This is a genomic window from Pontibacter sp. H249 (genome assembly GCF_037892465.1).
Taxonomy (GTDB): domain Bacteria; phylum Bacteroidota; class Bacteroidia; order Cytophagales; family Hymenobacteraceae; genus Pontibacter.
Map to the genome: position 1 here is coordinate 62250 of NZ_JBBKTR010000005.1, position 12530 is coordinate 74779.

At 45.2% G+C, this 12530-nt stretch carries 7 protein-coding genes; 3 read left to right on the forward strand and 4 right to left on the reverse strand.

Annotated features, from left to right (window positions below):
- Positions 1 to 4368 carry a CusA/CzcA family heavy metal efflux RND transporter gene (locus WG943_RS08585; RefSeq protein ID WP_445323626.1) on the reverse strand — a complete coding sequence of 1456 codons (4368 nt, stop codon included), beginning with the start codon at positions 4366 to 4368 and terminating at the stop codon, positions 1 to 3.
- A gap of 234 nt (positions 4369 to 4602) precedes the next feature.
- Complete coding sequence (locus WG943_RS08590; protein ID WP_340408209.1) at positions 4603 to 4962, reverse strand: hypothetical protein; 360 nt, start codon at positions 4960 to 4962, stop codon at positions 4603 to 4605.
- A 466-nt stretch (positions 4963 to 5428) separates the two neighbouring features.
- On the opposite strand from WG943_RS08590, the gene WG943_RS08595 reads away from it, so the two are divergent.
- The 3 genes from WG943_RS08595 to WG943_RS08605 all read left to right on the forward strand — a co-directional run bounded on the left by WG943_RS08595 (position 5429) and on the right by WG943_RS08605 (position 11111).
- Positions 5429 to 8668 (forward strand): SusC/RagA family TonB-linked outer membrane protein, encoded by a 3240-nt coding sequence (locus tag WG943_RS08595; protein ID WP_340408211.1) that lies wholly within the window; start codon positions 5429 to 5431, stop codon positions 8666 to 8668.
- 10 nt (positions 8669 to 8678) lie between these two features.
- On the forward strand, positions 8679 to 10145 hold the full coding sequence (locus WG943_RS08600) for a SusD/RagB family nutrient-binding outer membrane lipoprotein (RefSeq protein WP_340408212.1): 1467 nt from the start codon (positions 8679 to 8681) through the stop codon (positions 10143 to 10145).
- A 654-nt stretch (positions 10146 to 10799) separates the two neighbouring features.
- Positions 10800 to 11111 carry a hypothetical protein gene (locus WG943_RS08605; protein WP_340408214.1) on the forward strand — a complete coding sequence of 104 codons (312 nt, stop codon included), beginning with the start codon at positions 10800 to 10802 and terminating at the stop codon, positions 11109 to 11111.
- An 83-nt stretch (positions 11112 to 11194) separates the two neighbouring features.
- Here WG943_RS08605 and WG943_RS08610 read toward each other — a convergent pair whose 3' ends face one another.
- Together WG943_RS08610 and WG943_RS08615 are read right to left on the reverse strand one after the other, a co-directional pair.
- On the reverse strand, positions 11195 to 11593 hold the full coding sequence (locus WG943_RS08610; protein ID WP_340408216.1) for a DUF983 domain-containing protein: 399 nt from the start codon (positions 11591 to 11593) through the stop codon (positions 11195 to 11197).
- Positions 11594 to 11687: 94 nt separating this feature from the next.
- A complete protein-coding gene (locus WG943_RS08615) occupies positions 11688 to 12242 on the reverse strand; it encodes a DUF4136 domain-containing protein (RefSeq protein WP_340408218.1) in 555 nt (184 codons plus the stop codon).
- Positions 12243 to 12530: the final 288 nt, after the last annotated feature.

Below are 12530 nucleotides of genomic sequence, written 5' to 3' on the forward strand. Positions count from 1 at the left end.
TTATTTTCCTCCGAGGTAGTTAAGTTGATAGATAGCCAGCTGGTAGTCCAGCAGCAGTTGCAGGTAATTTTGCTGGATGCGTAGCTGCTGGTCAGCGGCCTGCAGGTAGTTCAGGTAGCCTGCTTCGCCGCTACGGTAGGCTTTGTCGGCTTGCATTATACCGAGCTTCGCATTGGGTAGCACCTTTTGCATATAAAAGTCCAGGCTCTGTGCCAGGCGTTCGTAATTGGCAAGGGCTGCCTCCCACTCGCTCTCCAGCTGCGCCTGTTGGTTCTTCAATTCTGCTTCGGCCATCTGCTTGTTTATATTGGCTGCCTTTATCCTAGCCTGCTGTGCCCCAAACACCAACGGTACCGAAATGCCTGCTTCAAAACCTGTAAAGCGATCTGAACGAGTATAATTCTTCACCTCGCCATTTACCTCCATCGTGCCCGACAACGACTGGTTAAAGTAGCCAAAGGTTAAGTCCGGAGCCAGCTTGTTCTTTTCCAATTGCTTTTCGCGCGCTGCCACATTTACCTGCTGCTGGTATACTTTCAGGTAGGGGTGGTTCAGGCTGTCAAGTAGTTGTTGTGCAGTTGCTGTTTTAGGCTCAAGTTTTTCAGGAATGATTTTAACAGGCTGTGGAGTCTGTAACAGCGCGTTTAACCTGGCCTGTTCGGCAGTTATGGCAGCCTCGTTCTGGCGCAGTCTGTCAGCAATCTCTAACCTTTGCGTTTCGGCGGTGGTCTTCTCCAGTATCCCGCTCTCTCCTGTCCTGAATTTAACCTCTGCCGCATGTTCCAGTGTTTTGAAGATGCTGTCCTGCCGCTGCAGCAGGTGCGTTACTTCGAACAAGTACGAAAGACGGCTGTATACCTGCTGTACCTGGTAATCGAGTTCCCGCTGCTGCAGTTGCAGTTGGCTCACGCTCAACTCTTTTTGCTCGTTCAGCAGTTTACCCTGCGCTCCCCATACTGTTGGGAATGGTATACTTTGGCGTACATCCACACGGTTATCCTGCAGCGGCGTGTTCAGCTGCCCCTGCGAGTAAACTATGTCTGTTTTTGGCAGGTCAATAGCAGTCTTTTTTAGAGCCTCGCGCATCTCCACGTTTAACTGTCCTTTTCTGAGGGCTTGGTTGTTTTCTCGGGCCAGCTGCTGCACCTGCTCCAGGCTCATCGGCTTCTGTTGTGGTGCCTGAGCTAAGGCTGCAAGCGGAGCTAAAAGTATAGCCAATGTAGCCGCTACCTTAGCCGGCTTAAGCTTTCTTAAACCTGTTTCAGAGAAGTAGTAAATAACCGGCAGCACCACCAGCGTCAGCAATGTTGCCGATACCAGTCCGCCAATTACCACTGTAGCCAGCGGCTTTTGCACCTCTGTCCCTGCCGAGTTGGAGAGCGCCATTGGCAGGAAACCAAGCGAAGCCACCGTAGCCGTCATCACAATTGGTCTAAGTCGTGCAGCTGTTCCTTTTCGGATGATCTCTTCGATGTCTTTCAGTCCGCCTTCCTTTAGCTGATTAAAGTGCCCGATCATCACAATACCATTAAGTACCGCCACCCCAAACAAGGCAATAAAACCAACGCCAGCCGAGATACTGAACGGCATGTCGCGGAGCAGCAGGGCAAACACGCCTCCGATAGCCGAAAGCGGAATGGCAGTAAAAATGATAATGGATTGCTTTATGGATTTGAAAGCGAAGAACAGTAGCGTGAAGATGAGCAGCAAAGCCAATGGTACAGCTACCGAAAGCCTGTTAGTGGCTTCGATCAGGTTCTGGAACTGGCCACCGTAGGTTACAGAATAGCCGGCCGGTAGATTTAGTTCATCGTCTACCTTCTGCTGTATCTCGTTCACGATACTTTGCACGTCACGATTACGCACATTAAAGCCTACCGAGATCCGGCGGCGGGTACCGTCGCGCTGTATCTGGTTTGGTCCGTCTTTCATCTCTACGGTAGCCAGTTGGTTCAGCGGAATCTGGTAGCCGGCAGCATTGCTCACGAAAAGGTTTTCTACATCAGTAATGTCGCGGCGGTTCTGCTTATCGAGGCGCACTACCAGGTCGAAGCGCTTTTCGCCTTCGTATACCTGCCCGGCTTCTTCGCCGGCAAAAGCTGCAGTGATGGTTCTGTTTACCTCGTTTATACTTAGGCCGTAGCGGGCCAGCATTTCGCGGTTATACTCCACCATGATCTGCGGCAGGCCTGTCATTTTCTCAACGTATAAATCCTCGGCACCCTCTACCGGCTGCACCAACTTGCCCAGCTTTTCGGCATAAATTGCCAGCGAGTCCAGATCGTCGCCGTAAATTTTCACCACCACATCCTGGCGTGCACCGGTCATCAGTTCGTTAAAGCGCATCTGTATCGGTTGCTGCACTCCAAACGATGCCTGCGGCAGGTGGTCATGCAACGTAGCCGACATTTTATCAGCCAATTCTTCGCGGCTGCCGGCGCTGGTCCACTCATCCTTGTCCTTCAGCACCACGATCATATCGCCCAGTTCCACCGGATTAGGCTCTGTTGGTACTTCTGCCGAACCGATCTTGGTTACCACTTTCTCTACCTCCGGAAACTCCTTTTTAAGTATACCCGAGGCTTTACTTACTACCTCAATAGTCTCGTTCAAAGAGCTTCCGGTAAGTACGCGTGTTTCGATGGCAAAATCGCCTTCGTCCAGGGAAGGTATAAACTCACCACCCATGCGCGTGAACAAGATTATAGTTAAAGTAAAGAGTCCGACTGCTACGATCAGTACCAATGCTTTGGCACGCATGGCAAAGTTCAACATAGGCTGATAGGCTCTGTTTATGGCGTGCATAATACGATCAGAGATGTTCTCTTTGTGTGTGGTTTTGCGGCTCAGCACCAGCGAGGCCATCATCGGCACGTAAGTAAGCGACAGCAGGAAAGCACCAAGTATGGCAAAAGCAACCGTCTGCGCCATTGGCTTAAACATCTTACCCTCAATGCCCACCAAAGCAAGTATAGGCAGGTATACTATAAGTATGATGATCTGACCAAAGGATGCAAAACCCATCATTTTACTCGCCGAGCCGTGCACTTCCCGGTCCATCTCTTCGCGGCTGAGCACTTTGATACCGACGTGGTGGTGCTTGCTCATTTGTATCCGATGGATAACGCTCTCCACGATGATCACGGCCCCATCCACGATCAAACCGAAGTCCAGCGCACCAAGGCTCATCAGGTTGCCACTTACGCCAAACACGTTCATCAGCGAGATAGCAAACAACATGGATAGCGGAATAACAGAGGCCACCAGCAAACCGGCTCGAAGGTTGCCTAGCAACAGAACCAGTACAAACACCACAATCAAAGCACCCTCTGCCAGGTTTTTTTCTACAGTGTTAATGGCACGGTTTACCAGTTTGGTACGGTCTAAAAACGGTTCAATTACCACACCCTCTGGCAGCGTTTTCTGGATTTCAGCGATCTTGTCTTTTACCGACTGGATTACTTTAGAGGAGTTTTCCCCTTTCAGCATCATCACAATACCGCCTGCTACTTCGGCATCGTCTTTTACCATAGCGCCGTAGCGGATGGCTGCGCCTTCACGCACATTAGCCACATCACGAATCAGAACCGGAGCACCCGCACGGGCATCTTTTACTACAATGCGGCCAATGTCTTCTATACTTTTAACTAGCCCCTCGGTGCGGATAAAGTATGCGTTCGGGTCTTTTTCGATGTAGGCACCACCGGCGTTGGCATTGTTGTTTTCAAGCGCATCAAACACCTCGGTTATAGTGATGCCCATACCTCTGAGCTTGTCCGGGTCAAGGGCAACTTCGTACTGCTTCAGGTTTCCGCCAAAGCTGCTTACCTCGGCTACACCCGGCGTACCCAGCAACTGCCGGCGCACAATCCAATCCTGAATGGTACGTAGTTCGGTAGCATCGTATTTGTGCTCATAGCCTTTTTCAGGGTGCAGTTCGTACTGGTAAATCTCGCCCAGACCTGTAGAAACCGGAGCCAGAAACGGAACACCTGCACCGGCTGGTATCTGGTCTTCGGCTTCCTTCAGCTTTTCGGTTATCTGTTGCCGGGCCCAATATATGTCGGTGTCTTCGTCGAACACCACCGTTACCAGCGACAGGCCAAAACGAGAAAAAGACCTGATCTCGATGATATCTGGGATACTAGCCACAGAAAGCTCTACCGGAAAAGAGATCAGCCGCTCTACCTCCTGCGTCCCCAGGGAAGGCGACACCGTAATTACCTGCACCTGATTATTGGTAATATCCGGTACGGCATCGATAGGAAGTTTGGTCACATTATAGGCTCCCCAGCAGATAAGTGCCAAGGTCATCAGCCCAATAATTAATTTATTTTTTATGGAAAAATGGATGATCTTACTAAGCATGGTAATCGTCTTAAACCAAATGCAGAAGCATATCTCCGGCAGCCAAAGTATAAAACCTGTGCCAAGAGAATAAGCATGAATTAAATGAGAGGAACCATCTATACCTTCGTGCAATAGAATTCTGCTACAGTAAAGTATAAAAATGAATACTTACTGCTAAGTAGCAGTATATCCTGATAACGGCCTTATCAAAGACAGGGCAGCTAAGTTAAACTGGTTCGGAGAGGTTTGAAGTCAGACGATTTGAGGCGGCTGCCAGATAGAACCATCAAATAGATCGGATGGCGCTGCATATAAATAGTGAGCTTGCTCTAATTGCGTCTGCTCATTAAAATATTCAGGATGCTGCACCGCAGGGGTGTTCACAAAATAGTCGTAAGCAGAGTTTCCCATTTGCTTAAACGGGAGGCTTTCGTGCTCATCAGTAGACTGCTGCTCTGCAGCACAAGCGTAGTGCATCTTCAGGAAATCGATGAAGTTTAGCGTCTTGTTTGCGTTCTTCTGATGCTCTTGATAGTGTTGTAAAAGCGCAGGAATCTTGGTCAGCTCATGCAGGTCTGAGTTAGGCAATAACGAGCCTATAAAAATGAACACTGTAAAAAAAATGACCCTGGCTTTCAATGTTGTGCTTTAATTGCAAACAAACTTAAGCAGAGTAAAGGATAAAGGCAATCTTTGCTATCTAAATCGGATAATAATATATGTATCTACAGGCGAAACCATTTATACTTTCAGATTATTTTAACAATGCTCTGCAACTTTTAAACTGCTATTGAGGCTACTCAGACCAATTTAACCTATATTCACTAAGATATAGCACAATATCAACATATATTATAACTATTAACAACTACATAAAGTATACTTTAAGCATGAGCTTCTGGTGTGGCTACAGTGCAATTGTTTTTGCACATAGCAAAATTACTTATTAGCCCATTTCCCTTCTTTACGGCTAGACCTGCTGCCGTCATACATCTGAGAACCGTTGAACGGATGCCAATGAGCACCGTGCTTTACCCTGTAAAACTGGTAAATCTTCTCACTTTACAACTATTTAGTAATGCGAAAACGTCTATTCTTAAGCTACTGCCTGGTGCTTTTGTTTCAAATATATGCTGTGGCCCAAGGCAGAACCGTTTCTGGTACAGTAACGGATGCTTCTACAAATCAGCCTTTGCCCGGAGTTTCGGTTCTGGTAAAAGGCACAACTGTTGGCACAGCCACTGATGCCAGCGGCAACTATACATTATCAGTTCCTGAGGGAGGCAATACACTCCAGTTTCGCTTTATTGGCTATCAAACTATAGAAAGACCCATTGGAAATGCCGCTACCATAAGTGTTGCGCTTCCTGTGGCTACCCGTGAACTAAGCGAGGTGGTGGTGACTGCGCTTGGTATTGAGAGAACCAAAAACGAACTACCCTATGCAGCTCAAAAAGTAGAAGGCGAACAGCTAACAAATACCCGTGAGGCGAACTTTGTTAATGCACTATCTGGCAGGGTATCAGGCGTAAACATACAGCGCAACAACAACTTAGGAGGCTCTACTAACGTGGTTATACGGGGCAATAAATCGCTTTTCGGTAGTAACCAGGCCCTTTTTGTAGTTGATGGTGTCCCAATTGATAATGCCAATACAAACAGCAATGGCTCAGTTGACCCAACCCGAAACCAACAGCAAGGACTAGGAGGGTATGATTACGGTAATGCCGCAGCTGATATTAACCCAGATGATATCGAGTCAATTAACATATTGAAAGGTGCTGCTGCCACAGCCTTGTATGGTACGCGCGCAGCAAACGGTGCTGTTATTATCACAACAAAAAAAGGCCGTGAAACAGAAGGTATAGGCGTAACGCTAAACTCCAGCGTAAATATGGGCTTTATTGATAAAAGCACGTTCACTGATTTCCAAAAGGAGTATGGAGCCGGTTACGGTAATTATTACGAAGATCCATCTGGCTTCTTCCTGTTCAGAGATATTGATGGAGATGGTGTTGAGGATTTAGTAGTACCAACAAGCGAGGATGCCTCGTACGGTGCCCGCTTCGACCCAAATTTGCTCGTTTACCATTGGTATGCTTTTGATCCAAGCTCACCTTTCTATTTGCAAAGAACACCTTGGGTGGCAGCAGAAAATGACCCTACAGAGTTTTTCAAACATGCTGTAGGTACAGCCAACAGTGTAACATTAGATGGCGGCGCAGAAAAAGGATACTTTAAACTAGGATATACCCGCAACACCGATAAAGGTATACTTCCTAACAGCGAGATCATCAAGAACTTCTTAAACTTCGGGGCATCTTATAATATAACCGAAAGGCTTAATGCATCTGCCTCTATTAACTATACTGTTGTAGAAGGCACAGGTCGCTATGGCACTGGTTATGACGACAAAAACGTAGCTACCAACTTCAGGCAATGGTGGCAAACAAACGTAGACATAAAACAATTGGAGGATGCCTATAAAAGAACTGGGCGTAACATAACCTGGAACTGGGCTGACCCTGAAGACCTGGTGCCAATTTACTGGGATAACCCTTACTGGACCCGCTACGAAAACTACCAGAACGACGAACGAAACCGTTATTTCGGTAATGTTAGGCTAGACTATCAACTTACAGACTGGCTTGATATAATGGGTAGGATATCTTTGGATACCTATAGGGAAATACAGGAAGAACGTTACGCAGTTGGTTCGCTCTCCCCATCAGAATACCAGCGCTTTAACAGAGAGTTCAGCGAACGGAACTATGACCTGATGGCCAACCTAAACAGAGACCTGAGTGAGTCTTTTAACCTGAAAGCAACTATCGGCACAAACATCAGGAAAACGGAGACAACATCTGTTTTTGCTGAGACAAACGGTGGTTTGGTTGTACCGCGATTTTACGCCCTTACAAATTCTGTTAACCCCTTAGAGCCTCCGATAGAAGAAGATATTGAGTTACAGGTAAATGGTTATTTTGCCAGTACTACACTCGGATTTCGGGATTTTGCGTTCCTGGACTTAGCTTATAGAGTAGATCAGGCCTCAACCTTACCATCAGATAACAATACCTTTGGCTACGGTTCTGTGTCTACAAGCTTTGTATTTACAGAATTAATAGAACCACGGGAATGGCTAACAAACGGTAAAGTAAGGCTAAACTATGCCGAGGTTGGTAACCTGGCTCCAGCATATTATGTGAACGATGTATTTGCCAAACCCACACCTTTTGGCACCATCCCATTATTCTCAATACCTGGAGACAAGAACAACCCGGAGTTAAAACCTGAGCGTACAAAAAGCTATGAAGCTGGCTTAGAGATGGCTTTTATGGATGGCCGCACCGGCTTCGATATAACATACTATCAATCTAAGTCAGTTGATCAGATAGTACCTGCCTCTGTTTCCAGAACTACCGGATACAACAACAAAATTGTTAACCTTGGAGAAATAGAGAACCAAGGCATAGAGCTTTCGCTGTATGGCTCTCCTATTAAGACCTCTGATTTCTCATGGGATGTAAACATTAACTGGACCCGAAACCGAAACAAGGTGCTTGATCTGGGCGAGTTTGACAACTTCCAGTTAGGTACCTTCCAGGGTGGAGTATCTATAAATGCAGCTGTCGGGGAGCCTTACGGCACCATCAGGGGGTCTAACTTTGTGTACCTGAACGGCCAGCCTGTTGTAGATGAAGAAGGATTTTACCTTATATCTCCAACATCCAATGAAGTTATTGGCAATGTCAATCCTGATTGGATTGGGGGCATGTCTAATACACTCCGCTACAAAGGCATTTCACTAGGGTTCCTGATTGATATCAAACAAGGCGGCGATATTTTCTCTTTAGACCAGTACTACGGACTGGCTACAGGAGTTAGCACGGCTACTACCTTTACCAACGACTTGGGAAACCCAGTTCGAAACACATTAGATGAAGGCGGTGGCGTTATACTTGCCGGCGTGAAAGAAGACGGCACTCCTAACGACATCAGAGTAAGTGCTGCCAACTACGGCTTATTCGGCTATGCTTACAACCCGGCTGCTGCATTTGTTTACGATGCCAGCTATGTAAAACTGCGTGAGATAACATTGGGTTATTCCCTTCCAGCCTCTTTGCTTTCTGGCTTGGGCTTTATTAAAGGGGTTGACATATCAGCTTACGGCAGAAACCTCTGGATAATTGACAAAAACCTTCCGGACGCAGACCCTGAAGATGGCCTTAGCTCCGGTAACCTGACAGGAGGCTACCAGGTGGGCAGTTACCCTACAACCAGGAATATCGGCATTAATGTTAGAGCAAGATTTTAAGTAGAAAGATATGAAAAAGTTACTTGCAATATTTATAGTCGTGGTTTCGGTATTTGCCTGTACAGATGACTTTGAGGAGATGAACGTTGACCCTAAAACTGCTAGCGGTAATGTGCCGGCAAACACCTTGTTCTCCAATGCTCAGAAAAACCTCACAGACATTGTTACAAGCAGCAACCAAAACCTGAACATCTTCAGGCTCTTAGCACAGTACTGGACCCAGACAACTTACACAGATGAAAGCCGCTATGACCTAAGCACCAGAAACATACCACAAAACTTCTGGAATATACTTTACAGAGACGTGCTAAGTGACCTGCGCCAGGCCAGAGATTTTGTTAACACAGATCCGGACATATCTGATGCACAGAGGGCAAACCAGCTTGCTATGATAGAAATCATTGAGATCTATACTTGGGCTGTATTGGTAAATACCTACGGCGACATACCTTATACTGAAGCACTAAACATTGAAAATGTGGTGCCAGTATACGACGATGACGCTGCCATATACAACTCGCTTCTTACACGAATAGATGCAGCTATCAACTCTCTTGACCCTGCTGCCACTGGTTTTACAAGCTCAGACCTGCTCTATGGCGGCAACATCAGCCAATGGGTAAAGTTTGGCAACTCACTTAAATTGAAGTTAGGAATGACTATTGCCGATGTAAACAGTGCCACAGCAGCACAAGTTGTGGCAGAGGCTGCTCCTAATGTATTTGAGTCTAACGAAGACAATTCCTCGCTCCAGTACCTGGCAACACCTCCTAATACCAATCCTATTTGGGTAGACCTGGTGCAGAGTGGCCGCCGCGATTTTGTAGCAGCCAATACCATTGTTGATGTGATGAATGATTTGAATGACCCGCGCAGAGATGCTTATTTTACCACAGTAGCAAATGATGATGATGAAGAGGTGTTTAGAGGTGGTATTTATGGCCGAAGCAATAGTTATAGCCTTTTCTCGAAACCAGATGAACAAATAACCAGCCCAGTATTTGAAGGATTGCTGCTGGACTACGCAGAGGTAGAATTCTTTTTGGCAGAGGCTGCAGCCAGAGGTTATATCGCAGAGTCACCGGCAGAGCATTATAGGCAAGGTATTAGCGCATCTATGGAATATTGGGGTGTAGAAAATGCAGAAATAACTGCCTATTTAACACGACCTGAAATTCTGGCAGACTTGGCCGCACTTGCTGTAGGCGCAGGTACCATCTCGGAGCGGCAAAAGCAGGCCATCGGTACGCAAAAATGGCTGGCACTTTATAACAGAGGCCACGAAGGCTGGACCGAATGGCGCAGATTAGACTATCCACAGCTTCAGCCAGCTGACCCTGCTATACTTCCGGCTATTCCAGTACGTTTTCCTTATCCGGTGCAGGAACAAAATCTAAACACTGCTAACTATAATGCTGCATCAGGAGCAATTGGAGGCGATCTTCCATCAACCAGAGTTTTCTGGGATATAGATTAAAAAAACCAGGTTAAAACTAAATAGTAGTACAATACAGCAAAGCCCGCAGTTTCTGCGGGCTTTGCTGTATTGTACCTATAGCTTTTTTAAAATCAATTAACTTATAGACCTTTAAGAATAGCTACCACATATTAAAGTATTAAACACTGTTAACATACGCCTACCTATTATAAAAATAATTCAATTCATAAACTGAACTAAATCAACTTGCCACTACCAATTTTATATTTTGTTTCAACCTTTTTCTAAAGCAGTAATTTTTATGCAAACTCATCTCCCATAAAAACGCAACGTACTATTTTTCAAATATTTACATGAAAGTATAAAATATTAGTTATATAAATTATAGTACAGCAACTTATAATCTTGAATTCAGGGGCTACGATTATATTCAAAAAAAGTTTCTTGTAAAGCAATAAATTTTAAGCATATTAGTTTTATGAAATAACTGCATCGTACTATTAGCGGCGTCAGCAAGAAGCTTTAATAAGATTACTTTATCTATAAAATTCTCTTGTACTTAGTCTGCTACAACCTGGTTAAAATGATGCCTGTTTATGATCCGCTGTGTCTGCTGCCATAGAGTTTTACTACTCTTTAAGCAAGTTGAGAAGAAGCTTTTCAGGCAAGGTGCCTGATTAAGCGATTGAAGTAGTGCTACACTTTTTATTTGTAGCCGGAGATGTAATAACCACAGAACAACGAATATCCATGATTATCACATTTATACTTTCTTTAATAGGAATATTTGGTACCCTCACAATTGTTGCATACTTAAACCAGATGGAAGAAGGCATGGCCGAACTACAAGAGCAGTTAGTCGCCCCAATTTGCCCTGTTTGCCTGGTTCACCATAGCACCGCAGATGAGAAAAAGTTATACACAAGGTTTAAGCATACTACCAACTACTATAACCGCAAAAGAAAGGTGCTTAGCAGATACTGCAGGCTGAGAAAGAGAAAGTAGCCACAACTCTTGTGTTCTAATAGGGCTGACTCAAAAGCTTTGATCAATCTATCTGGGCTTTAGCAAGATGTATAGCATTCGCTTTAAATATAATCTTTCTTCTGTATTTGGCTGCACGGACCTTCGTATCTTACAAAGATGTAAATCCAGAGCACTCTTGATAACCTGAAGATGACCGGAAGAAGCCCGATAACAACAGCGGCCACCACTCCTATCATCATACCCATGGTTATTTCATCTACAAACTGATAAAGAATAAAAAGAGAAACAAGAAAAGCGGCTACATTAAAAGCAAAGCTTACATACATGGCTCCATAGTAAAAACCCGGCTCAGGCTCGTATGGCTGTCCACAACAAGGGCAACTGGTGTGCATATCGGCAAACTTAGTCGTATATAAGCCTCCTGTAAACATTTTGCCTTCGCGACACCTTGGGCATTTGGCAGTTAGAATACCGTACAATATAGAGTTTTGCTTGCTCATACTTTATAGATAATGTGGCTCTATGCGTGCCCAAATATAGCTAAACATATCGCTTGCTTAATATAAAAAAGCATTCTTCGATACAAATCTGTCATTAAGGTATGTTCTGAACCAGTTTCTTTACTCCTTCTTCAATACGCTTCTGAAGTTTTGCTTTGTTTTCTTCAGGTACTACACCCTGTGCTGCTCCTTGCCACACCAGTTCATTGCGTTTATTGTCAACCAAGTGCAACGACAAAGTGCCCTGCTGGTAACGTCCAACCTCTACATCGCGGCTTTTCCAGGTGTACCGGCGCTGGCCAACGTAAAACGGCGGATCTGTAAGGATATTAGTTTCACGGGTTTGGATCTCTTCTGCCACCACAATACCCAAATTTACCTTCAGGTCTGGGGACTCGCTGCTGCGCCTAAGTCCACGCTGCTCCAATTGCTGCGTAATTTGCTCTTGCAGAAAATCAAGCTGTGCCCCGTAAGGCTGCAGGGCATCACCACTGGCTTCTACATCATAAAAGTCGAATGTTTTGTAGTTGCTTAGCCTAAAGCCATCATCTGCCTCCGAGTCTAACAATTTTATTGGTGAGCATGCTGCCACCAGCAGGCACAAAAATATACTTAGAAGTATGATGTGTTTAACTTTCATCTGCATCATGTTTATTTATACTTTATACCTATACGCCACCTGTACCTAAGCGTTAGCAGCACAAAGTAGTTTACGAATAGGAAGTATAAGCACATAAAACTGCTAGTCTTGTTTGTGAAGTATAGGTAATGCTGCCCTCTGTTCATTAAAAGCTTCAGGCAAAAATCAATATCAACTTTTAATGCAAGCAACACCTTATTACCAAATAACAGGGGTAGTTAATAAAACCATTAAGCGCCTCGTCATCCAAGTAAATCAGATAATATTCTACCCTATTAAATCCGGTTACCACTCCCA

Bases quoted from the DNA above. Each gene is read 5' to 3' on its own strand.
- WG943_RS08585 (WP_445323626.1), bottom strand. From the start codon at position 4,368: ATGCTTAGTAAGATCATCCATTTTTCCATAAAAAATAAATTAATTATT.
- WG943_RS08595 (WP_340408211.1), top strand. From the start codon at position 5,429: ATGCGAAAACGTCTATTCTTAAGCTACTGCCTGGTGCTTTTGTTTCAA.
- WG943_RS08600 (WP_340408212.1), top strand. From the start codon at position 8,679: ATGAAAAAGTTACTTGCAATATTTATAGTCGTGGTTTCGGTATTTGCC.
- WG943_RS08610 (WP_340408216.1), bottom strand. From the start codon at position 11,593: ATGAGCAAGCAAAACTCTATATTGTACGGTATTCTAACTGCCAAATGC.
- WG943_RS08615 (WP_340408218.1), bottom strand. From the start codon at position 12,242: ATGATGCAGATGAAAGTTAAACACATCATACTTCTAAGTATATTTTTG.